This window comes from Natrinema sp. CBA1119 (assembly GCF_002572525.1).
Lineage (GTDB): Archaea > Halobacteriota > Halobacteria > Halobacteriales > Natrialbaceae > Natrinema.
Genome location: NZ_PDBS01000001.1, coordinates 127219 through 149089, shown reverse-complemented (window position 1 = coordinate 149089; position 21871 = coordinate 127219). Strand labels below are relative to the sequence as shown.

Sequence of the window (21871 nt, the reverse complement as noted above, 5' to 3'; positions counted from 1 at the left end):
CCGAGTCACAGACGGGGGTTTTCCGTCTCCAGTCCGTGCCTACACGGTTTCGCCCGTCGCTTTCCTGACCGTCTCGACCTCCTCGTCGCTGTAGGCGATGAACCGCACGTCCTCGAGCGAATCGGGCTCGTACGCGGCGATTTCTTCGCCGATGATCGCGGCACCGTCGGCGAGATCGAACCCGGCGACACCACAGCCGAGCGCCGGGATCACGAGCGACTGACAGTCCAGTTCGTCGGCGTTCTCGAGGGCGTTGTGCGTGGCCTCCCGGATGCTCGACGCGGTCGCTTCGCCGTCATCGTAGTGGGGCATTGCGGCGGCGTGGATGACGTACTCGGCCTCGAGATCGTAGGCGTCGGTGACCGCGACCGCACCGAGGTCGACGGGACCCTGCTCCATCGCCGCTTCGTTGATCTCGTTGCCAGCACCGCGTCGGAGCGCGCCGGCGACGCCGGAGCCCATCCGGAGGCTCGTACCGGCGGCGTTGACGAGCGCGTCGGCGGATTGTCCGGCGATATCGCCCTGAACGACGTCGTACTCCATGCGCGAGCGTTCCACGTGGAGCGCAATGAAACCAGACCGTCTCAGTCCGTCCGAACCCAGTCGGTTCCGGTCGAACCGGGCGAGATATCGGCGTTGGCGAGTCCGTAAAACTTCTCGCGCCCGACGGGCGTTCGAAGGCGGAGGACGCACGTGTAGTCGGTCACTTCGAACGCGGTCACGGTTCGAGCGGAACGTCGGTGTGCGAGTCGAAAGAGCGACTCCGCGCTGGCATCGACGGTCACGCGGCTGCCGAGGGGCCAGCTCAGCGACTCGACGCGTTCGGTGTCGACGTCGAACAGGTGAGCGATCAGGTGCCGTCCGCGCAGACCCATTGCTCCCTGTGAGCGGTTCTCGTGTGAACTCATATGATGGGAATTTTGTCGCATCGGGAAAAAGGATGTTATCTCCGCGCGAGATAACCCTACGGGCTCGACACTACCCCGCGCGAATCACCGGATCGATTCCGAAACCCGTCAGCTCCCAGTATCCTAGGTCGACCAAAACCTTTTTAGATTTAGGCTCGCCTAACTCCACGTGATGGACGTGCCCGCTCGCAGGGAGGACCCTGAACACGACGAAACAGTCGAAGAGCCGGCGGCGGTCGTGACGAGTCACGAGACCCGCCCCGGAAAGATCGTCTTTACCGAACGAGACAACTGCGACGGCTGGATCGCGACGGATCTGGCGGTCGACCTCGAACGCTGAGCGCGCCCCCGCTCGAGGTCTCGCTCGGTGCGACAGTATCGCGACGCGAACGCCCCGCTTCTCTCTCTCGCTTTGCGAAAAATCGGTTGACGCTAGCGACCGTCGACGCGGGCTCGTGCTCGAATCCTCAGTGAGTCGCTTCCTCGAGCACCAGCGTGTCGTCCTCGAGGTAGTGCTCGAAGTGGTGGCCGTCTTCCTCGAGCGTGACGAGGATCTCGCGGAGGATCTCGGCGGTCGCGGGATCGCCCAGGTTCTCGGCGAGTTCGATGCTGCCGCGCATCGACTCGATGATCTCGCCGTACATCTCGAGGTCGTTCTCGAACATCGTTCGGACGTCGTAGACGTCCTCGCCCTCGAACTCGACGGTGGCGCGATCCTCCTGGTTCGACGGACCCGAGACGGGGACGCCGCCCAGCGCCTGCGCTCGCTCGGCGATCACGTCGGCACCTTCCTCGACGTGTTCGTAGGCCTCCTCGAGGAACTCGTGGAGCGGCAGGAACTCCGCGCCCTCGACGACCCAGTGGTGTTTCTTCAGTTGGTGGTAGAGGACGTAGGAGTTGGCCAGCTCCGTGTTGAGCGCGTCGACGATCTGCTCGGACTTTTCCTGCTCGAGGCGAAGTTCGTTCTCCTCGACGCTGTCTGCCGATTGGCGGACGGTCTTTTGAGTACTCATCCTACTCTTCAGTAGGCGCGCATTCCACATAAAGCCTTCCCCTGAGTGAAGATTTCTTTGGTATACCTAAAGTTGTTTTCTCGATATACAGCTATTTATTCGCCCGGGAGGTCCGAACGTGTTACCGAACGACACCATCAATATATTCTTTATTTTTTCGGGTCTGAGTAAACATTTTCAGTGATGCGCTCCAAGGGACGACTATGGCAACCAGAATCGCACAGCGGCGAGAGCGGCTCTACGTTGACGGCGAGTGGCTCGAGACCGAGAACGTACTGTCGGTTTCGGACCTCGCCGAGGGCGGAACTTTCGCGCAGATCGCCGCAGCAGGGCCGACGGAGGCCCGAGCCGCCCTCGCGGCGGCCCACGAGATCAAACCAGAGATGCGGGAGACCACGGTCGTCGAGCGCGCCGAGTGGTGTGAAACGATCGCTGACCGACTCCGTGAGCGCGAGGAAGAGATTGCGGAGGTTATCGTCCGCGAAGCTGGGAAACCGATTTCGTCGGCTCGCGGCGAGGTCGGACAGGCGGCCGAGCGCTTCGACCGAGCGGCAGAGGAGGCGCGCAACGTCGTCAGCACGGGCGAGTACCGCGAGGGCTCGACGGCGGGTCACGAGGGATGGCAAGCGATCGTCAAGCACGAGCCAATCGGTGCCGTCCTCTGTATCACGCCTTACAACTATCCCCTGGCGACGACGGCGTTACAGGTCGCGCCCGCGATCGCGGCCGGTAACAGCGTGCTGCTCAAGCCCGCCAGCAAGACCCCCATCTCCGCAGCGATCCTCGCCGACGTTATCACCGACGTCGACGGGATTCCAGACGGCGCGTTCAATTTCGTCCCCGGTCAGGCCAGCGAGATCGGCGACGTGCTCGCCGGCGACGACCGCGTCAACGCGATCGCCATGACCGGCTCCTCGGGCGCGGGCAAACACGTCGCCCGCGAGAGCGGCATGGTGAATCTGCACATGGAACTCGGCGGCAACGCTCCGGCGGTCGTCTTCGACGACGCCGACCTCACCGACGTCGCGGGCAACTGTGCCAAAGGATCCTTCAAGTACGCCGGCCAGCGCTGTTCGGCCATCTCGCGCGTGCTCGCCCACGAGTCGATCCACGACGATCTCGTCGACTTGATCGACGGCCAGATGGACGCCTGGCAGGCCGGCGACCTCTTCGGCGAGGACACCGCCTTCGGTCCGCTCATTAGCGAGGACCAAGCCGACTGGGTCGAAACGCTTGTCGAGGACGCCCTCGAGAAGGGAGCCGAACTCGTCCGCGGTGGCGAGCGACGCGCCCCCGAGGGCGTGCCGGACGAACTCGCCACCCAGTTCTTCGAACCGACGCTGCTCGCGAACGTCCCGCACGACGCCCGCATCGTCGACGAGGAGCAATTCGGCCCCATCGCCGCGATCACGACCTTCGAAGACGAGGCCGAGGCCCTCGAGATCGCGAACGGTTCGGATCTCGCGCTCGACGCGGCGGTTTTCACGAGCGACTACAAACGCGCGATGCGGATGGCAGAGCGCATCGACGCCGGTGCGGTCCGGATCAACGGCGCGCCGAGCCACGGCCTCGGGGACGTGCCCTTCGGCGGCAACAAGGACTCGGGGATCGGCCGCGAAGGCCTCGACGCCTCGATCCACGCAATGATGCGCGAGAGGAGCATTATCCTGTAGACCGGCCGACTGCTATCGATTCGCTATCGGTTTCTACACGCTGTTCCCATCCCGAAAACGCTCTCTGAGCCTCTCTCAGAACGAGACGGGTTCGGTTATGAGGACGTTCTCCTCGCCGTCTCTGACGGCGACGACGGTGATCGTCGCCGACGTGCCGGACTCGTACTCGATCGTCTCGGCCTGGCCGACCTCGGTCAACTCGACGCGGACCCCGCTCTCGTCGCGCACCTCGACCCGGTCTGCGGTGCCACTCGAGTGATACATCACGACGACCGCGTTCGGTTTCCGATTGGTATCGAGGCTCACCCCTGCATACGGCTCCGTCGGTTGGCTACCGCGTTCGGCGAACATGTCCTGATACTCGTACTCCTCGGTCGGGATCGTTTGCGTCGCGATGCCGACGTTGCCGTCCGTCTCGACCGTCACATCGTCGGGCTGGTCCGTGAAAGATTCCTCAAACTCGTCCGTTCCATCGGCGTCGACATAGACGGCGATACGTGAATATGTCGTCGTATCGGCACCGAGCGTCCACGAAACGGCGGCCCCGTCACCGTCGTCGCTCCCTTCGTATTCGCCCCACAGGAACGTCCCGGCGCCGACTCGCTCTGTCAACTGCGCGAAGTTCCCGTGCGCATCGATTCGGCGATCGGTTCCCTCGACGCCCGCCTCGAGGATCACCTCGAGATCCGCGCCGTCGGCAGGGCTGACGACGACCGTCTCCGCGGAGACGGCGACCGAGACGTCGTCGCGCTCGAAGACCTCGAAATCGCCGGCCGGCGACTCGAGGTCGGTGTCGACTGCACCGGGATCGAACGAGCCGGAAACGACGACGTTCCCGGCAACGCCCTCGGAACCGAACCTGCACACGGAATCTACTGCCGACTCGCCGTCCGTTACCTGCTCGACGACCTCGCGACCCTCTCCGTCCGGCAGCGTTGGAACGGATTCGACCACGTCCGCTCGCAGTTCGTTCTCGTACTGCCGAACCGCAGTGAGGTCCCGGTAGTGAAATAGGAGTTCCGAACTCCCCGATGCGGGGACCCAGCGCTCGAGGGGAGACAGGTCGCTCCCATCGTTCCCGTCGCTCTCGTCCGGTTCCTCCGAGTCAGCGGCCTCGTCATCTGAAAGGCGGTCGAGACAACCCGCACTCAGTGCGGTGAGGCTCATCCCGGCTGCGAGCAATCTGCGACGTGAACTGTGTTTCATACGAGTATATTCCGTTTGTAACCTCCCTTGTATATAGCTTACCTGTCGACAGAACTACCGCCGTCGGTGGCGGACACTCGAGCATGTCTTCCGAGGTCCTCGTCGCCGGCGAAACGCTCATCGACTGGGTTCCCGAACAGGCCGGCCCGCTCGAGGACGTCGCCGGCTTCGAACGCCGCCCCGGCGGGGCCCCGGCGAACGTCGCCGTCGCGCTGGCCCGTCTCGAGCGCCCACCGCTGTTCTGGACTCGCGTCGGGGCGGATCCGTTCGGCCGGTACCTCGAGCGCGTCCTCGAGAACGATGGCCTCCCCATCCGGTTCGTCGAGCGCGATCCGGGCGCGAAGACGACGCTCGCGTTCGTCACCCACGACGAGACCGGCGAACGCGCGTTCACCTTCTACCGGGATGGAACCGCCGACACGCGCCTCGAGCCCGGTCGGATCGACGACGACACGCTGGCCGACTGCGAGTGGGTCCACGCCGGCGGCGTCACCCTCTCCAGCGGATCGTCGCGCGCGGCAACGCTGGACCTGCTCGAGCGAGCCGCGGCCGCGGGCTGTACGGTCTCGTTCGATCCGAATCTGCGGCCGGCGCTATGGCCGAACCTGGAGACGTTCGCGAGCGTGGTGGGCGACGCGCTCGCTCACGTCGACGTCTGTCTCGCGACGGCGGCGGAGCTCGAAGCGCTCGGTTTTGATGGTGGGTCATCGACCGAACACGCGCGGGCAGCGATCGAAGACGGATCGGTCCACACCGTCTTCGTGACTAGGGGTGACAAGGGTGCGGTCGCCGTCGCGGACGACGGCGCGCCGTGGGCCGCGAACGCAGTTGCTCACCCGGGGTTCGATGTCGAGACTGTCGATACGACGGGGGCCGGTGACGCGTTCGTCGCCGGAGCGATCACCGCCCTGCGGAACGGGCGAGCGCTCGCGGACGCGGTGGCGTTCGCGAACGCGGTCGCCGCGACAGCGACCACTGGCAGGGGAGCGATGGCGGCGTTACCGACGCGCGAAGCGGTGCGCCCGTTGCTTGAGGACAGGTCGGATTGATGGGGCGACGTTCAGAGCACCGACCAGGTGAACCGCGTGGTTGCAAGCCGGAGTCCTATCCGGGTTTGTGGCGGAGACTGCGGTATGGGTATCAACGTCCGCAGCGCGGTTCCCTTCGGAAAGTCGGTTGTCGCGGGGATCCAGGAGAAGAACGTGACGTTCATGGCCGCAGGAATCGCCTATCAGGCGTTTATCTCACTGATTCCGCTGCTCGTCCTCGTCTTCTTTCTCGTCTCGTTCGTCGGCGACGAGGCGCTCGCCCAGCAGGTCTCTTCGACGACCGAAGGATTCCTCCCCGAGAGTGGGCAGATCATCCTCGAGGACGGGATCGAAGGCGATACCGGCAGCGTCGGCACGTCGATCATCGGGCTCGTCGCACTCGTCTGGGGATCATTGAAGATCTTTCGGGGATTGGACACCGCTTTCTCGGAGATATACGCGTCGACCGAGGAGAACTCACTCGTCGATCAACTCCAAGACGGTGCCGTCGTCTTCGGGACGATCGGCGTCGCGCTGGTCGCCGCAGCGATGACCACCATTGCGTTCGCGTTCTTCCCGAACATTCCCTTCCTCGGAGTGTTGAACCCGCTGTTGCTCGTGGTCGGGCTGACGATCGCATTTCTCCCGATGTACTACTTCTTCCCCGATGTCGATGTCTCGGCCCGGGAGGTACTCCCGGGCGTTATCGTCGCCGCCGTCGGCTGGGCAGCGCTTCAGGCGCTCTTCCAGATCTACGTCGCCATCTCGAGTAGCTCCGAGTCGGCCGGCCCGATCGGGGCGATCCTCCTCTTACTGACGTGGCTCTACTTCGGCGGCCTGATACTGCTCGTGGGCGGCGTCGTCAACGCGACACGGTCGGGGCACATCGAGATCGACTCCGACGAGACGGCCGCCGGAGACGGATCGCTCGAGACGATTCCCGAAGATGCGGACCGCGATCCCTTCGTCAATTCGACCCGGTACGAACGCGACCGTCTCGAGGCCCGACTGACCGAACTCCGGCGGGAGCGCGATCAGTTGCGAAACGACCGGGACGCCCAGCGAACCCGTCGGTACCGACTCGAGGATCGCGTCGACGCCCTCGAGGCCCGGATTGATCGCCTCGAGGCGGACAAGGGGGAGCTCGAGGACGAAAACGAGCGGCTTCGGCGCGAACTGGCGGCCAGTCAGGGGTCGTCGTGGCGACGGCGGGCACGCGGCGTCTTGCGGCGGGTCCGGACGCTAACCGTTGGGTCCGTCGAGAGTCGAAACGAGTAGCGTTGGACCGGTAAGCGATCGACCGGTAGAGAACGAGTTCCTCGTCTCGATCTGCTATCTGCGGTGCGGTACGGAGGAACCACGTATTACTCCGGGCCAGCCAACCGGCATGCGGTGGCGTGCGCTGTCGGCCATCCGAGTGGTAGCGAGGGTGGCCGACGATATTGCGCGAGGTCTTCGTGAACGGAGTGAACGAAGGCTTGTCAGAGCGTGCTCTGACAGTGGATGAGCGAATAGTGCGGGACCAAAGGTCCCGTATACCATGCGAACGGCGGCGGAGCCGCCGTGAGCAGACGGGCGCTGCGCGCCCGTGAGCACCAATCGGCTGGGGAGGGTGTGGCGATTCCCTGGTGCCACGATAGCAGGACATTTCTTTCATCGAATTCACACCGAGCATCCTGCTCAATAAACACGGCTACGCAGCGGATAATTCAACCAGAATCCAGCGAAACGAGCCCCGTGAGAGTGATTCTGTGCCATGGATGCGATTCGAGTCGGGACATCTTTGTAAGTCCCCGTTCCACCGAAAGCCGTGTCCCATCCAGTTCGTGACGCTCGGCGACGGATCCAGACGGATCACGCGCCGATCGTCGCCGGGATCGACGCCTGCGCTGACGCGGTCGCCGACCCCTGGGATACCTCGAGAACGACGGACAGCCACGCGGTCGCCGACGGACTTCGCCGACTCCTCGAGGAAACCGGAATACTCGAGGCCCTGCCTGGGGTCCTCGCCGACGCGGTCGAGGCTACTGGCTACGACCTCCGGGCGAGTCCCGTGGCGGGACCGCCCTACGTCGTCGTGACGAGTTGCGGCCCCGTCCTCCGGGCGACGATCGATCCCGGGCGGCTCGTGATCCGATTCGAGGCGTTCGAGGTGGTTCGCGATTCCGATCCGGGCCGCTCGTCGGCCTATCGTCGACTGGACGGGACGCAACTCGAGGTCTCGCTCGAGTGATCGTGTCGCAGGTAATCCCAACCCGTCGACGACACTGGATCGACTTCGCTCGAGACGACCGGACTACTAACTCAGTTCGCTATATCGCCAGTTATTGTTAATAGACTCGACCATCTCGCGGTGCAGTTAACAAAAACCACCTATAGGATAATAACTCTTATACTCCGGCGGGACCAGTCCCGAGTATGAACCCGACACGACGCGCGCTGCTCAAAGGGGGAGCCGGCGCGCTCGCGGCCGGCACCGTCGCCGGCTGTCTCGACGACATCGACGCGACGAACGCGGACCTCGAGACCGGCTACGCCGCCTTCTTCACCCTCTGGGACTGGGCCGAGCAGGTGAGCGGCGACGCGATCGAGTTCGAGAACCCGGTCGGAGCCGGCCAGCCCGGCCACGGCTGGTCGCCGAGCGGCGATCTCACTCGGAACGTCGCCGACGCTGGCGCGTTCGTCTACTTCGATACGCCGGAATTTTCGTGGGCCCAAGATATCGCGGCGACGCTCGAGTCCGACTACGATACCGTCGCCGTGATCGACGGGTTCGAGGGACTCGAGGGGGAACTGCTCGGCTGGGACCACGAGGTCGACATCCATGCTCACGACAGCGAGGACGACCACGGCGACGAGACCCCTGACGGCCACGATCACGACCAGTCGTCGGTGGATCCCCACGTTTGGCTCGACCCCGTGCTCGCGCAGGATATCGTCGATACCATCGCGTCGGGACTCGCCGATGCCGACCCGGACAACGCCGAGACCTACGAGGAAAACGCCGCCACGTACACGGACGACCTCGCAGCCCTCGACCAGCGATTCGAAGACCTTGTCGACGCAGCTGACCGTCAGATCGCCGTCTTTGCCGGCCATGACTCGTTTACCTATCTCCAGGAGCGATACGGGTTCGAAATCCACACGCCGACCGGCGTCAGCCCACAGGAACCGAGTCAGAGCGATATCTCGGCGACGACCGAACTGGTCGACGAGGAGGGAATCGAGACGATCCTCTACAGTCCCTTCGAAGAGCGCGACGGACAGTACCCGCCGCTCGTCAACACCATCCTTCGGGACACCGACGCGACCGACGCGATGGCGATCACGCACCTCTCGGGCACCCTCGCGACGTGGCAGGACGAAGGCTGGGGCTACCTCGAGCAGATGGAAGAAATAAACGTCCCCGCGTTCAGAGAGGCACTAGACGCACAGTGACCGTCGTCGACCTCGAGAACGTGACGTTCGCCTACGGCGCGCAGCCGGCGGTGAAGGACGTCTCGTTACGGGTCGAAGAGGGCGATTTCCTCGGGCTGATCGGCCCCAACGGTTCGGGGAAGACCACGCTCCTCCACCTCATGCTCGGACTTCGCAGTCCCGATAGCGGCTCGATCGAACTGTTCGACGAACCCGTCGACGACTTCGACGACGGCGAACGGATCGGCTACGTCTCCCAGCAGGCGACCAACCGCGGCGGCTCGATGCCGGTCACCGTCCGCGAAGTCGTCACGATGGGACGGTTCGCCCACGCGGGCCATAGCCGACTGACCGACGAGGATCACGCGACCGTCGACGAGGCCCTCGAGACGGTCGCAATTGCCAACCTCGCGGACCGGCAAGTCAACCAGCTCTCCGGCGGTCAGCGCCAGCGGGCCTACATCGCACGCGCGCTGGCCTCCGAGGCCGACCTGCTGGCGCTCGACGAACCGACCGTCGGCGTCGACGCCGAATCCCGCGACGCGTTCTACCAGTTGCTCGAGTCGCTCAACGAGTCGGGAATCGCGATCATCCTGATCGAACACGACATCGGCGTCGTCACGGACCGGGCGAGCCGGATCGCCTGCATCAATACAGAACTGTACCACCACGGCGACACTGAATCGTTCGTCGAGAGCGACGCGCTGACCGAGGCCTACGGCGCGACGGGACAGGTCGTCCACCACCACCACTGAGATCCGATGACGAAGCACAACTCTCTCCGTCGTCGGCTCGAGCACGTCGGAATTGGCCTCACCGCAATCCTCGCAGTCGCGATGGTTGGCCTCCTCGCTATCGACGCGTTGCGCGGGGTTCCCGTTGTTGGCGAACTGTACGATCAGGCCAGAATTGCGGGCTGGTGGGCGGATTACTACCTCGGGACGAACGTCTTCTACCATCCGTTCATGTGGCGTTCGATCGCGACGGGGATCCTCATCGGGGTCGTCGCGCCGCTGGTCGGCACCTATCTCGTCCATCGGGAGATGGCGCTGATCGGCGAGACGCTGGCACACACGGCCTTCGCCGGGGTCGCGGTCGGCCTCCTCGTGAGCGCGACGACGGGCTGGGACGGTTCGCTGATGCTCGTCGCGCTGGTCGTGGGGATTCTGGGCGCGCTCGGGGTCCAGTGGCTAGCTGAGCGGACCAACACCTACGGCGACGTGCCGATCGCGATCATGTTGACCGGCAGCTTCGCCGTCGGCACACTGATTATCAGCTACGGCCGCGGGATGACCGGATTCAACGTCGAGGGCTACCTCTTCGGGAACATCTCGGTCGTCACTCCCTCGGGTGCGCGGTTGATGGCCGTCATCAGTGTGGTCGTCGTGATCGTCACCGTCGCGACCTACAAGCAGCTCCTGTTCATCACCTTCGACGAACAGGCCGCCCGCGTCGCGCGGCTCAACGTGACGTGGTACAACACCCTGCTGATCGTGATGACGGCCGTCGTCGTCGTCGGCGCGATGCAGATCCTCGGCGTGATCCTCGTCGCCGCGATGCTCGTCGTCCCCGTCGCCGCGGCCACGCAGGTCGCCCACAGCTTTCGCGAGACGCTCTACTGTTCGATCCTCTTCGGACAGGTGGCCGTCATCGGCGGCTTCGTCTTCTCGATTTCCCAGGGACTGCCCACCGGCGGCTCGATCGTCGTCGTCGCCATCGCCTGCTACCTGCTCGCGATTTTCGCCTCGAGCCGGTCGACGGCAGCCATTTCGACTCGCTAACGGGCCGCGAACCGTTACGTGCGGGCTCGAGTCCGGGATCCGTCGAGGTGCTGAAAGACGACGCCGAGCATCGAGCAGCCGATCCCGATCGGGACGAGTACGAGCCCGATTCCGGGCCCCCACGCGGGACCGGGGACCAGTATGTTGAACACTCGTGCGACCAGCATGGGGACGACCAGCAGAAGAATTGAGAGGCTCCCGGCGACGGCCCCTATCGTGAGCGCCCGTTGCGACCGTTCGGATGGCTCCCGCAGACGCGTGACGAAATACAGCGATCCCGATTCCACGAGCGCGAGGAGGCCCGCGATCACGGACAGCAACACGAAGATGCCGGTAAGGCCGGCCGCGAACCCGTCACCGGGCGGGTTTTCTGGAATCGCCGCGAACAGCAACGCCGCGGTCAGGAGGCTGACCACACCCAGCGCTGCGGTGCCGGCAGCGACAGTTCCGGACCGACGGAGAGATGTCGACGAGATATACACTACTACTGATAGATGTGTGATAAACGTTGCGCGTCACAGCAGACGGGTGTGGATCTATAGTAGCCACTGAAAGTCACTGCATACCTAATCGCACGAGTGCGTTGCGATCAGTGTGTGAATCGTTTCAGCGGCTACTATATTTCGGCTCACTCGGCATCGTGTGACGATACCCGGTGTCTCGAACGACGACCGACGACCGACGACCGCCGTCCGGAACCGTCCGACTTCCATTCGGCTGGAACACGCCGCACACTTAACACGCTACTTCGCCAACCTGCGAACGATGGGACGGTTATCCGCACTCTTCGATCCCGAGACCGTCGCCGTAGTCGGCGCGACCGACCGCGAGGGCGCGGTCGGCCGGGCGATCCTCGAGAACCTGCGCGACGAGTTCGCGGGCGAGGTCGTCCCGGTCAACCCGTCGCGCGACGAGGTGCTCGGGCTCGAGTGTTATCCGGACGCGTCGAGCGCCCCGCCGATCGATCTGGCGGTGGTCGTGGTCCCGCCCGAGATCGTGATCGAGTCGATCCGCGACCTCGCCGAGGCGGGCACCGAGAACGTCGTCGTCATCACCGCGGGCTTCGCGGAGACCGGCGGCGAGGGTGCCGAGCGCGAACGGCAACTCCGCGCTCTCGCCGACGAGCGCGACCTCAACGTCGTTGGCCCGAACAGTCTGGGGATCATGGCCACGTCGAACGGCATGAACGCCACGTTCGGCCCCGAGAGCGCGCTCGAGGGCTCGATCTCCTTCATGAGCCAGTCGGGTGCGTTCATCACCGCCGTCCTCGACTGGGCCAACGAACAGGGAATCGGCTTTCGGGACGTCGTCTCGCTGGGCAACAAGACCGTGCTCGACGAGGCGGACTTCGTCCGCGAGTGGGGCGACGACCCGGACACCGACGTCATCATCGGCTACCTCGAGGACATCGGTGACGGTCGGGACTTCATCGAAGCGGCCCGCGACGTCACTGCAGAGACGCCGATCGTGCTCGTCAAATCGGGCCGGACGGACGCCGGCGCGCAGGCCGCCTCCTCGCACACCGGCGCGATAGCCGGCAGCGAACGGGCCTACGAGGCGGGTCTCGAGCAGGCCGGCGTCCTGCGCGCCCGCTCGGTCCAGGAACTGTTCGACTACGCGCGGGCGCTTTCGGGGCTCCCAGAGCCCGAGACCGACGGCGTTGCGGTCGTGACTAACGCCGGCGGCCCCGGCGTCCTGACGACCGACGCCGTCGGCGACTCGTCGCTCGAGATGGCCTCCTTCACCGACGAGACGATCGACGCGCTCGCGGACGCGATGCCCGACGAGGCCAACGTCTACAACCCGATCGACGCCATCGGCGACGCCGACGTCGACAGGTTCGGCGAGGCCCTCGAGATCGCGCTCGAGGATCCGAACGTCGGCAGCGCCGTGGTCGTCGCCGCGCCGACCGCGGTCCTCTCGTACGACGACCTCGCCGAGCGAGTAGTCGAGACGCTCGAGGCCCATGAAACGCCCGTTGTCACGTGTCTTATGGGCGGGAAACGGGCGCGCGACGCCGAGGAAACGCTGCGCGAGTCTGGCGTTCCGAATTACTTCGATCCCGCTCGAGCGGTCTCGGGACTCGACGCGCTCGCTCGCTTCCGCGATATTCGCGAGCGCACGGTCGACGAGCCCGCGACGTTCGACGTCGATCGCGAACGCGCCCGCAAGATCCTGACGCGCGTCAAGCGGCGGGATGACAACCGCCTCGGCGTGGAGTCGATGGACCTGCTCGAGGCCTACGGCATCCCGACCCCGAAGGGGGAGATCGTCGACGACCCCGACCGCGCCCGCGAGGTCGCCGAATCGATCGCCGGCGACGTCGTCCTGAAGATCGTCAGTCCCGACATCTCGCACAAGTCCGACATCGGCGGCGTCAAAGTCGGCGTGGCGGACGAGGACGTTTACGACGCCTACGAGGACGTGGTCGCTCGAGCGCGAAACTACCAGCCCGACGCCACGATCATCGGCGTGCAGGTCCAGGAGATGCTCGATCTCGAGTCCGCGACCGAGACCATTGTCGGGATGAACCGCGACCCGCAGTTCGGCCCGTTGCTGCTGTTCGGGCTCGGCGGCATCTTCGTCGAGATCCTCGAGGATACCTCGGTCCGCGTCGCGCCGATCGGCGAGGGCGAGGCCCGCGACATGGTCGATGAGATTCAGGCGGCACCGCTGTTGCGGGGTGCACGCGGCCGCGAGCCCGCCGATATCGAGCGCGTCGTCGAGACGATCCAGCGACTCTCCCAGCTGGTGACGGACTTCCCGTCGATCCTCGAACTCGATATCAACCCGCTCGTGGCCGGCCCGAAGGGCGTACAGGCGATCGATCTGCGACTCACCGTCGATCCGGATGAACTCGACACGGAGAAACCATGACCGACACCGATATAGAACCCGAATCAGCGGACAGCGATACCGACACCGATAGCGGAACCGACAGCACGTCCCCTCACACTACCGCCGAGACGCTGCTCGTCAGCTCGCTCGAGGAGAGCACCGGCAAGACGGCCATCACGCTGGCGCTCGCCCGGCTCGCGCGGGACGAAGGGGACAGCGTCGGCTATATGAAACCGAAGGGCACCCGGCTGCAGAGCAACGTCGGGAAGACCCTCGACGAGGACCCGCTGCTCGCCCGCGAACTGCTCGGACTCGAGGCCGAGATGCACGACCTCGAGCCGGTCGTCTACTCGCCGACGTTTATCGAACAGGCGATCCGCGGGCGCGAAGATCCGGACGAGCTGCGCGACCGCGTCCGGGAGGCGTTCGAGACGCTCGCGGCCGATCGCGACCGGCTGTTCGTCGAGGGCGGCGGCCGGTACGATGTCGGCGGCATCGTCGACCTCGCGGACCCCGACATCGCCGACCTCCTCGACGCGCGCGTGCTGCTGGTCGCGCCCTACGAGCGTCCTGCGGACGTCGACGACGTCATCGCCGCCGCCGACCGGTTCGGCGACCGACTCGCCGGCGTCGTCTTCAACGACGTTTCCGACGCGCCCTACGACGGACTCGAGACGGACGTCGTCCCCTTCCTCGAGGGGCGCGGGATTCCGGTCCACGGGGTGCTCCCGAGCGAACGGGAGCTGTCGGGCGTGACGGTCGCCGAACTCGCGGACGAGCTCGGGGCGTCGATACTCGTCGATGACGGGCAGGACGGCTACGTCGAACGCTTTACCGTCGGCGCGATGGGGCCGGACAGTGCCCTGCGACACTTCCGACGGACGAAAGACGCCGCCGTCATCACCGGGGGCGACCGCGCCGAGATCCACACCGCCGCGCTCGAGGCGCCCGGCGTCCGCTGTCTCATCCTCACCGGCGGCCACCGGCCCCCGAGAGCGATCGTCGGACAGGCCAGCGAGAAGGGCGTCCCGATCCTCGCGGTGCAGACGGACACCCTCACGACGGTCGAACGCGCCGAGGACGTCGTCCGCAGCGGCCGGACTCGAGACGCCGACACCGTCGACTGGATGCAACGACTGCTATCGGATCACGCCGCCGTCGACTCGATTCTGGGGTAAATCTACACGCATTCCGCTTCTCCGTTCGGTGCAGAAAATGTGCCAATCGTTATACTACACAGTGATCGGACTTATCGGTATCACCCTCAGTATTGGATTGGCTATGTGGGCATTGTGATTCTCAACGGAGAGCTATTTTCAGCAATGTGGATAGACTCCGTCGTTCTGTTTTCCAGCCGCACAGTATAGATGGGGCCTATCACGTCTGACTAAAAGTTAAGAGTCCACCGCGCATGAGGCCAGACATGGACGACACTCCCCAAGAAATTACGTCCCTCGTCGGCCGCGAGGTCTACTCGAACAACGGCGTCTTCGTCGGCGAAGTCGAAGATCTCCGACTGAATATCGACAGCGAAGCCGTCACCGGACTCGCACTTGCGAACCTGAACAGCGAACTGTTTGCAGACGAAGCCCGCAGCGGACAGGGAATCATCGTCCCCTACCGCTGGGTCCGCTCCGTCGGCGACGTCATTCTCATCAACGATGTCGTCGAACGCGTCCGCGAACCCGACGAAGAAGAAGACGAACTGCTGGCGTAACTGATTTCTGCGATCGTCTCAGCTCCCGTTCGAGCCCTCGCTGCCCCCTCCTTCGACGCCCATCGCGTCGAATAGCGTCCGCTTGACCGCTTCTTCGGTCAACTCGAGCAGCGTCTCCCGCGTGTCCTCCGAGATCTCGATCCCGGTGAAGATCCCCAGCGGGATCTCCGCGCTTGCTTGCGTGGAGTGGCCGGCCGTCTCGCCGATCTCTCCGTAGGCGTCGTCGAGCACCTTGCCGATGTTGATGCGGATGTCCTTCGAGCGACCGGCGAGGAAGATCGTCTCGTCGGCGATCCCGAAGACGGCGGTCGTGGTGACCCCCTCGAGATTGAGCAGGTGGCTGGCGGCCTGGGTCAGCGCCTCGCGGTCGCGAACGAAACCCGCGTTGGAGACGAGGTGACTCCCTTGGACGTCCCGGTTCGTGATGGCCTCCGCGAGCACGTCCAGCGTCTCGGGGGACATCGACGGCGACTCCACTTGCTCGAGGGTGTCGTGGTTCGCGAACGGATAGAGGTAAGCGGCGGCGGTCAGATCGGCGGGGGTCGTGTCGCGTTTGAAATCCAGCGTCTCCGCGCGGATACCGTAGAGTAAGGCCGTCGCGACCTCCTCGGAGACGTTCATGTCGAACTCCTGAATGTACTTCGTCATGATCGTCGACGTCGAGGACATGTTCGGTCGGATGTCGACGAACTCGGGTTCGACCCCGTTCTCGGTCTCGGATTCATGGTGATCGATGACGATATCGATCGGGAGGTCCATCTCGCCCGAGGTCGCGTGATCGACTAAGGCCACGGTGTCGTAGATCGAGTGGTCCTCGATCTCGTCCCACTGGACGAGGTCGATCCCGAGCAGATTGACGAACGCTCGGTTCTCCTGGTGGCCGACATCCCCGAGATAGATAATATCGGATTCGATGCCGAGATGCTCGGCGATCGCCTGTAGCGCCGCTGCACTGGCGATCGAGTCCGGATCCGGGCTGTCCTGAGTGACGATCGCCAGCCGCGTCGACGTCTGCTCGACGATCTCCGCGAGCTTTCCCGCATTGTACTCGAGTTCGCCCGACTCGAGGGCACGCAGGGCGGATTCGGCGATGACCGTGGAGGGGTTGATGACGATGTCGGCCCCGAGTTCGGAGAGTTCGTCGCCGGAGACGGGGTCGCTCGCGCGGGCGACGATGAACTGGTCGCCGTCACTCTTGCGGATGTGTTCGACGGCGCGCTTGTTGGACTCGACGTCCGAGGCGAGGATGAGGATGACATCGCGGTCGGCAACGAGGTCGGCGACGCCGGATTCCCGGATGTCGGCCGTTCGGGCGTCCAGGTCCTGGTCACGGAGCGATTCGACGCGGCTCTCGTCCTGATCGACGATGAAGACGTCCTTCCCCTGTTCGACGAGTTCCTCCGCGACGGCGTAGCCCACGCTCCCACAGCCCAAGATAGCGTAGTCAGAGATCGACGAAATCGTAACCCCCGTACTCATATGCCCGAGTGGTCGGACCGGCCGCACTTAACGCTCCCGAAGAGTGGCACAAAGTGATGGTTCAGTTCGGGTGACTCGAGACCGAGTGACTGTCACGCCCGTGGATCACTGCCACGCTGCCCGCCAAGGGAAACGTATTTGAACGACGGAGGGAAAGTCGCAGGTACAGGGCCGGTAGCTCAGTCCGGCAGAGCGTCTGACTCTTAATCAGACGGTCGCGTGTTCAAATCGCGCCCGGCCCGCTTTCCTGTCGCGAACAAATCCGTGAGCGACAGGTAACGGATCCGAAGCGATTTGAAGTAGAGAAGTCGCAGCGCGAGCGAAGCGAGTGACCGTCTTCGCGTAGTTCATAATCGCGCCCGGCCCGCTTCTCGCCGCGAGCAAATTCGCAAGTGGCAAAACCGATCCTGAATCGAGGCGGAGACGGATCTCCGACAGCGTCGGTGCAAAAATCCTCCGAACGCTCGAGCCTGAAACGAATCGCGCCGTGTCTGATTCGACGCCCCCACTGCCTTACCGAGTGTCTCGAACCCCGTCGGGGAACTCGTTGTTCGCGAGGGAGACGGAACCGGAGTCGCTGATGATAGTCAGGGAGCTCACATCATCCACGGAGTCGGCATAAGAGTTCTCGATCGTGACGGCATCCGCACCGTGGACGACGATCGGCGTGTGCGTCGTCGTGAACGCCGAGTCGACGACGGTCGCGTCGTCGCCCCGCAACTCGATGCCGCGTCGCTTGTTGGGGCCGTGCTGTTCGACCGAGAGTCCGTCGAACCGACAGCCGTTTCGCTTACAGAGGATCGCGTGGCGCATCGTCGAACCGTCCGCGTCGCCGGTGATTCGAACGTCTTGCAGGTCGACCGCTCCGGCGTCCTGCCCGTGGATCTGAACCGCGTTTGCGCTCCCGTCGATCTCGATGTCGACGTCCTGGATCGCCGTCGCTCCCGCCTCGGGGTCGATCCGAATACCGTTGCTCAACCCGTCGGCGACGGAAATCTCCGAGTTCACGATCGAGGTGGTGTCGACGCCGTTCATGATCCTGATCGCGTCGCCGTTCGGTTGGGGGATGTCGATACTGATGCCTTCGATAGCGAACTGGTCCCCGTGATCGAGCCGAATCGCGTGCTGACCGTTCGAGTCGTGCGGATTCTCGTCGACGACGATGGTCGCGTCCCTGATCGTGCCCGTCGCACCACCGAGGCGGATCGAGGCGGTCCCGCTGTTTCGGAACCGGCCGCCGTCGACGTCGATTCGACCGGTTTCGTTCGAGGCGTACAGTCCGGTGCCCGGAAAGCCGCCGAGCACGCAGTCGTCGAAGACGAGCGTTCCGCGATGATTTGGGTCGACCCCGATACCGGTCGGTCCGCGCCACATGTTCCCCGCGTTCGGCGTATCGTCGACGTGAAGGCCGCCGTCGGCCGCACAGAAGCGTTCGACGAGACCGCGCCCGTCGGGGTCGGTGATGTCGAACCACCCCGGCCCCCACGTCCCGCTGTCGTGGACGCCGCGGATGAAGACGTTCCGCACGACGAGACCGTCCTCGACCACAGCACTGAGGACGCGGATCCCCGTGTCCGACGCCGTCTGGTCGATGTCGAATCCCTCGAAGCGGAGCTCCCGTCCGGGGGTGTTGCTCGTTCCCATCCGGAACAGGCGATACTGCGGGCCGTCGAACTCGTGGTAGGTCGCCGGGACTAGCGTCGCGTCCTCACCGACGAATCCGACGTTTTCGAACCCGGTGAACCGCAGTTGCTCGTCCATGTAGTACCGCCCCGGCGGGAATGTGAGGAGCGTGTCGTCGTCGACGTGTTCACGCAAAACGGGCGTGATAGACTCGTCGCCCTCGTCGTCCGCGCCGGCCTCGACCACGTCGATGACATCTCCGTATTGCTGTTCGTTCTGTTCCTCGCTCTGTGCTCCCGCCACCCCGGCAACTGAGAGCGTCGAACCGAGTCCGACGACACAGCCTTTTAGATACGATCGCCGACCGAACCGCATAGTTCGTGAGTCGTTTGAAGTCACGACTCCCCATCGGAAACGGGGACTATTACGTATAATCGAGGTAATTCAATCCGAACCCGTTGAAATGAACGAACGATCGCCAGGGCCGTTCCTGACGGGCTCTCGAGCGGATACGAACGGAATAGGCGCGCCGACCGCTCGAGTCCTTAGCACCGAATTAAGCGATTGCACAGACTGACTCGACAGGCGAAACAGTTTCGCTCGCCCGGAGGATCGTCGCTGTGTCCCGAACGACCGACGGAGGAGACGATGCACACCGTGCGCTCGAGAAACTCCGTCCGCCGACACCGTCACGCGAGGGACTTGCGTTCGGTCGAACCGGTCGCGCGAGCGTTCGTCTCGAGTCCGACGCCGAAGCCGTCGCCGACGGCCTGGCGGTCGACCGGATCTGCATCGAACTATAGGAGCCACTGCAAGTCACTCCACACCTGCTCGCACGACAGTAGCGCGGTTCGGAGCGAGCACCGCGAGCGAGAACCGCGGACTGTGCGATCAGTGTGAATAGTTGCAGTTGTTACTACATCCTGACGAAGCGACTCGTCGGTTCGAACAGCAATGCCAACAGAGCGGGTGATCGAACGGGGCGTTTGTCCAGCCACGACGATCGGTTCGGGTCGGCTCCGAGAACCCGTCGAGCGGTGCTCACCACGGGCAGTCAGGTCAGCGCCGTTCTGGCCGGACATTCGTTGCCCCATCCGTCATGGCTCAGCCGGTCGTTGTCCCACCGTTTCTCGTCGTCACCGCTCGCGCGCAACCCCATCGCCGCCGGGATCGTTCTGACGTGGGTTTGCCGTTGGGGCGGACGATCGGCGAGTTCGGTGTGCTGATGGTTGCGTACACGCCACGAATCAGGGTGCCGTAAATCCGCGTCTCGGTACTCGCGAGCGAGGTCGGTGCGATGTTCCGATCGCGCTCGCTCTGGTCACGATCGCGGTCACCGTCACCGTCCAACTGCTGGTCGGAACGGCCTGACGTAGTAATCCGCCGTCTCTGCGACACTGTCGCGTTTCTCAGTTCGCGAACCAGTCATACAGAGTGATAGTCACTCTAATCTCCTCTAAGTGCTTTGGAAGTGGGGTTATGGATGTCCTCGTGCTATTCACGGGTGAGACTCATGACATCTATCGCAGACATCGAGATTCCGGCAGACGGAACCGGAACCGGCGAGCTGTTCGAGTCCGTTCCCTCACTCACGTGCGAGATGGAGCGAGTGATCGCCTCGAGCGGCCACGGCCTCTGGCTCTCCGGCCCATCACAGTCGGAGGTCGAGGACGCACTCGACGAGGCGGGGGCGATCGGAAATCACTCCCAGATCAGTAGCGACGAGGACCGCTGGCTCTACGACATCGAGTTCGAACCCGACACCGTCGACCCCTTCGAAATCGTTCTCGAAGAGGACGGAACGGTACTGAGCGCCTCGGCGTCCAACGGCACGTGGCTGCTCAGCGTCCGCGTAGTCGACCGCGAGAGCGTCAGTTCGCTGTACGATCGTCTCGACGACAACGATGTGACGCCGACGATCGTCCGACTCTTCGATCTGGCCGAGGAAAGCCACTCCCAGTGTGGTCTGACGGCCCGCCAGTACGAGACGCTGGTCGCGGCGATCGATCACGGCTACTTCGAGATCCCGCGCGAGGTCTCGATGCAGGAACTGTCCGAGGAACTGGGAATCTCCCATCAGGCGCTTTCCGAGCGCCTGCGCCGCGCCTACCGCGCGCTCGTCACGTCCGAACTCAACGTGACCGAAGAGGACACCGCCGCACCGGCGATTCCGACGAACTGAGCACGTTCGTTTCCAGACGACCCCGTCCGACGTCCGACTCGATGTTTTTCACCGGCTGGCGACCGACGGAGAGTGGCCCACGAGGTGAATACGCACCTCGAGGCGCGCACAGCATTGACGAAGACTCGCGCGGAGACCACCTACCATTACTATCCTCGCACTCGACACGTACGGCATGAAGATAGACAGCGACGACGGCGTGTTGCGACTGACGTTCGACCGTCCAGACGCGCTCAACGCGCTCACGACGGAGACCGCGGACGAACTGGCTGACGCGATCGAAGGGGCCACTCCGGAGACCGAGGACGTGATCGTCATCACCGGCGCGGGCGACGCCTTCAGCGCGGGTGGCGACCTCGAGTCGCTGGCGGAGACGCCCGGATCGTCTGCGGACGCCTACGAGGAGGTCACCGAGACCTTCGGCCGCGTCGTCGAGGCGATGCTCGAGTGTCCGGTCCCGATCGTCGCGAAGGTCAACGGCGACGCCATCGGCGCTGGGCTCTCGATCGTCGCGCTCGCGGATATCGCCTACGCCGCCGCCGACGCGACGTTCTCGTGTGCGTTCGTCAGGGTCGGCCTGCTCCCCGACACCGGCGGGACCGTCATGCTCCCCCACATCGTGGGACTTCGAGCCGCGAAGAAACTCGCGTTCACCGGCGAGTTCTTCGACGCCGAACGCGCGGCCGACCTCGAACTGGTTAACGAGGCGGTCCCCGCCACGGAACTCGACGACCGGGTCGCAGAGACGGTCGACGGGCTCGCGAACGGCCCCACGGCCACGATCGGGATGATGAAACAGGCGATGCACGAGAACCTGGGTCGGTCGTGGGACGACGCGCTGGATTACGAGAACTTGCTGCAGGCCCAGGCCCGGACGTCGGGCGCTCACGAGGAGGGCGTGACCGCCTTTCTCGAGGATCGGGACCCGGAGTTCGAGTAATCGAACCGGACTCGCATTCGTCCCGACCAGCCGTCTCGCAACCCGCAACGCGTCCGGTCGCAAGCG

21 protein-coding genes and 1 tRNA gene are annotated in these 21871 nt (G+C 64.4%); 15 read left to right on the top strand and 7 right to left on the bottom strand.

All coding sequences use genetic code 11. From position 1 onward, the window contains the following. Nucleotides 1-39: 39 nt before the first annotated feature. Nucleotides 40-543 (bottom strand): macro domain-containing protein, encoded by a 504-nt coding sequence (locus CP556_RS00735; RefSeq protein ID WP_098723866.1) that lies wholly within the window; start codon nt 541-543, stop codon nt 40-42. Nucleotides 544-584: 41 nt separating this feature from the next. Then, the gene (locus tag CP556_RS00730; RefSeq protein ID WP_098723865.1) at nt 585-908 is read right to left on the bottom strand and encodes a hypothetical protein; all 324 of its coding nucleotides are present in this window, start codon (nt 906-908) and stop codon (nt 585-587) included. A 172-nt stretch (nt 909-1080) separates the two neighbouring features. Here CP556_RS00730 and CP556_RS25700 point away from each other — a divergent pair, with 172 nt between their 5' ends. Further along, on the top strand, nt 1081-1248 hold the full coding sequence (locus CP556_RS25700) for a hypothetical protein (protein ID WP_176548080.1): 168 nt from the start codon (nt 1081-1083) through the stop codon (nt 1246-1248). A 127-nt stretch (nt 1249-1375) separates the two neighbouring features. On the opposite strand, the gene dpsA is transcribed toward CP556_RS25700, so the two are convergent. Beyond that, nucleotides 1376-1921: a DNA starvation/stationary phase protection protein DpsA gene (dpsA, locus tag CP556_RS00725; RefSeq protein ID WP_098723864.1), complete on the bottom strand. Its 546-nt coding sequence runs from the start codon at nt 1919-1921 to the stop codon at nt 1376-1378. 203 nt (nt 1922-2124) lie between these two features. On the opposite strand from dpsA, the gene CP556_RS00720 reads away from it, so the two are divergent. Then, nucleotides 2125-3594 carry an aldehyde dehydrogenase family protein gene (locus CP556_RS00720; RefSeq protein ID WP_098723863.1) on the top strand — a complete coding sequence of 490 codons (1470 nt, stop codon included), beginning with the start codon at nt 2125-2127 and terminating at the stop codon, nt 3592-3594. Nucleotides 3595-3669: 75 nt separating this feature from the next. Here the strand turns inward: CP556_RS00720 and CP556_RS00715 are convergent, their stop codons facing one another. Then, nucleotides 3670-4800: a hypothetical protein gene (locus CP556_RS00715; protein ID WP_098723862.1), complete on the bottom strand. Its 1131-nt coding sequence runs from the start codon at nt 4798-4800 to the stop codon at nt 3670-3672. An 83-nt stretch (nt 4801-4883) separates the two neighbouring features. Here CP556_RS00715 and CP556_RS00710 point away from each other — a divergent pair, with 83 nt between their 5' ends. The 6 genes from CP556_RS00710 (at nt 4884) to CP556_RS00685 (ending at nt 11026) form a co-directional block, all read left to right on the top strand. Further along, complete coding sequence (locus CP556_RS00710) at nt 4884-5849, top strand: carbohydrate kinase family protein (protein WP_098723861.1); 966 nt, start codon at nt 4884-4886, stop codon at nt 5847-5849. An 84-nt stretch (nt 5850-5933) separates the two neighbouring features. After that, nucleotides 5934-7106: a YhjD/YihY/BrkB family envelope integrity protein gene (locus tag CP556_RS00705; protein WP_098723860.1), complete on the top strand. Its 1173-nt coding sequence runs from the start codon at nt 5934-5936 to the stop codon at nt 7104-7106. A 532-nt stretch (nt 7107-7638) separates the two neighbouring features. Continuing rightward, nucleotides 7639-8061 carry a DUF7988 family protein gene (locus tag CP556_RS00700; RefSeq protein ID WP_098723859.1) on the top strand — a complete coding sequence of 141 codons (423 nt, stop codon included), beginning with the start codon at nt 7639-7641 and terminating at the stop codon, nt 8059-8061. 185 nt (nt 8062-8246) lie between these two features. Then, nucleotides 8247-9266, top strand: a complete 1020-nt coding sequence (locus CP556_RS00695) for a metal ABC transporter substrate-binding protein (RefSeq protein WP_098723858.1) — start codon at nt 8247-8249, stop codon at nt 9264-9266. Further along, nucleotides 9263-10000 carry a metal ABC transporter ATP-binding protein gene (locus tag CP556_RS00690; RefSeq protein WP_098723857.1) on the top strand — a complete coding sequence of 246 codons (738 nt, stop codon included), beginning with the start codon at nt 9263-9265 and terminating at the stop codon, nt 9998-10000. Before CP556_RS00695 ends, CP556_RS00690 begins: the two co-directional genes overlap by 4 nt. 6 nt (nt 10001-10006) lie before the next feature. Next, nucleotides 10007-11026, top strand: coding sequence for a metal ABC transporter permease (locus CP556_RS00685; RefSeq protein WP_098723856.1), 1020 nt, complete (start codon nt 10007-10009; stop codon nt 11024-11026). Between the two features lie 14 nt (nt 11027-11040). Here the strand turns inward: CP556_RS00685 and CP556_RS00680 are convergent, their stop codons facing one another. Continuing rightward, the gene (locus tag CP556_RS00680) at nt 11041-11442 is read right to left on the bottom strand and encodes a hypothetical protein (protein ID WP_255291379.1); all 402 of its coding nucleotides are present in this window, start codon (nt 11440-11442) and stop codon (nt 11041-11043) included. A gap of 349 nt (nt 11443-11791) precedes the next feature. Between CP556_RS00680 and CP556_RS00675 the strand changes: the two genes are divergently transcribed. From CP556_RS00675 to CP556_RS00665, 3 genes are all read left to right on the top strand, one after another. Next, complete coding sequence (locus CP556_RS00675; RefSeq protein ID WP_098727231.1) at nt 11792-13903, top strand: acetate--CoA ligase family protein; 2112 nt, start codon at nt 11792-11794, stop codon at nt 13901-13903. After that, on the top strand, nt 13900-15042 hold the full coding sequence (locus CP556_RS00670) for a phosphotransacetylase family protein (RefSeq protein WP_098723855.1): 1143 nt from the start codon (nt 13900-13902) through the stop codon (nt 15040-15042). The genes CP556_RS00675 and CP556_RS00670 overlap by 4 nt, the downstream gene beginning before the upstream one ends. Before the next feature lie 245 nt (nt 15043-15287). Then, a complete protein-coding gene (locus CP556_RS00665; RefSeq protein ID WP_098723854.1) occupies nt 15288-15581 on the top strand; it encodes a PRC-barrel domain-containing protein in 294 nt (97 codons plus the stop codon). 18 nt (nt 15582-15599) lie between these two features. On the opposite strand, the gene CP556_RS00660 is transcribed toward CP556_RS00665, so the two are convergent. Then, on the bottom strand, nt 15600-17060 hold the full coding sequence (locus tag CP556_RS00660; protein WP_098723853.1) for a DHH family phosphoesterase: 1461 nt from the start codon (nt 17058-17060) through the stop codon (nt 15600-15602). 168 nt (nt 17061-17228) lie between these two features. Between CP556_RS00660 and CP556_RS00655 the strand changes: the two genes are divergently transcribed. Continuing rightward, nucleotides 17229-17302 (top strand) — tRNA-Lys (locus CP556_RS00655). A gap of 271 nt (nt 17303-17573) precedes the next feature. Here CP556_RS00655 and CP556_RS00650 read toward each other — a convergent pair. Further along, nucleotides 17574-19058, bottom strand: coding sequence for a hypothetical protein (locus CP556_RS00650; RefSeq protein WP_176548079.1), 1485 nt, complete (start codon nt 19056-19058; stop codon nt 17574-17576). A 245-nt stretch (nt 19059-19303) separates the two neighbouring features. Between CP556_RS00650 and CP556_RS00645 the strand changes: the two genes are divergently transcribed. From CP556_RS00645 to CP556_RS00630, 3 genes are all read left to right on the top strand, one after another. Continuing rightward, nucleotides 19304-19486, top strand: a complete 183-nt coding sequence (locus CP556_RS00645) for a hypothetical protein (protein ID WP_098723851.1) — start codon at nt 19304-19306, stop codon at nt 19484-19486. Between the two features lie 710 nt (nt 19487-20196). Next, nucleotides 20197-20865: a helix-turn-helix domain-containing protein gene (locus CP556_RS00635; RefSeq protein ID WP_098723849.1), complete on the top strand. Its 669-nt coding sequence runs from the start codon at nt 20197-20199 to the stop codon at nt 20863-20865. A 175-nt stretch (nt 20866-21040) separates the two neighbouring features. Further along, nucleotides 21041-21805: an enoyl-CoA hydratase/isomerase family protein gene (locus CP556_RS00630; RefSeq protein WP_098723848.1), complete on the top strand. Its 765-nt coding sequence runs from the start codon at nt 21041-21043 to the stop codon at nt 21803-21805. Nucleotides 21806-21871 lie beyond the last annotated feature (66 nt).

Bases quoted from the DNA above. Each gene is read 5' to 3' on its own strand.
- CP556_RS00660 (WP_098723853.1), bottom strand. From the start codon at position 17,060: ATGAGTACGGGGGTTACGATTTCGTCGATCTCTGACTACGCTATCTTG.
- CP556_RS00650 (WP_176548079.1), bottom strand. From the start codon at position 19,058: ATGCGGTTCGGTCGGCGATCGTATCTAAAAGGCTGTGTCGTCGGACTC.
- CP556_RS00720 (WP_098723863.1), top strand. From the start codon at position 2,125: ATGGCAACCAGAATCGCACAGCGGCGAGAGCGGCTCTACGTTGACGGC.
- CP556_RS25700 (WP_176548080.1), top strand. From the start codon at position 1,081: ATGGACGTGCCCGCTCGCAGGGAGGACCCTGAACACGACGAAACAGTC.
- CP556_RS00635 (WP_098723849.1), top strand. From the start codon at position 20,197: ATGACATCTATCGCAGACATCGAGATTCCGGCAGACGGAACCGGAACC.
- CP556_RS00675 (WP_098727231.1), top strand. From the start codon at position 11,792: ATGGGACGGTTATCCGCACTCTTCGATCCCGAGACCGTCGCCGTAGTC.
- CP556_RS00630 (WP_098723848.1), top strand. From the start codon at position 21,041: ATGAAGATAGACAGCGACGACGGCGTGTTGCGACTGACGTTCGACCGT.
- CP556_RS00715 (WP_098723862.1), bottom strand. From the start codon at position 4,800: ATGAAACACAGTTCACGTCGCAGATTGCTCGCAGCCGGGATGAGCCTC.
- CP556_RS00670 (WP_098723855.1), top strand. From the start codon at position 13,900: ATGACCGACACCGATATAGAACCCGAATCAGCGGACAGCGATACCGAC.
- CP556_RS00710 (WP_098723861.1), top strand. From the start codon at position 4,884: ATGTCTTCCGAGGTCCTCGTCGCCGGCGAAACGCTCATCGACTGGGTT.
- CP556_RS00735 (WP_098723866.1), bottom strand. From the start codon at position 543: ATGGAGTACGACGTCGTTCAGGGCGATATCGCCGGACAATCCGCCGAC.
- CP556_RS00705 (WP_098723860.1), top strand. From the start codon at position 5,934: ATGGGTATCAACGTCCGCAGCGCGGTTCCCTTCGGAAAGTCGGTTGTC.
- CP556_RS00730 (WP_098723865.1), bottom strand. From the start codon at position 908: ATGAGTTCACACGAGAACCGCTCACAGGGAGCAATGGGTCTGCGCGGA.
- dpsA (WP_098723864.1), bottom strand. From the start codon at position 1,921: ATGAGTACTCAAAAGACCGTCCGCCAATCGGCAGACAGCGTCGAGGAG.
- CP556_RS00685 (WP_098723856.1), top strand. From the start codon at position 10,007: ATGACGAAGCACAACTCTCTCCGTCGTCGGCTCGAGCACGTCGGAATT.
- CP556_RS00695 (WP_098723858.1), top strand. From the start codon at position 8,247: ATGAACCCGACACGACGCGCGCTGCTCAAAGGGGGAGCCGGCGCGCTC.
- CP556_RS00665 (WP_098723854.1), top strand. From the start codon at position 15,288: ATGGACGACACTCCCCAAGAAATTACGTCCCTCGTCGGCCGCGAGGTC.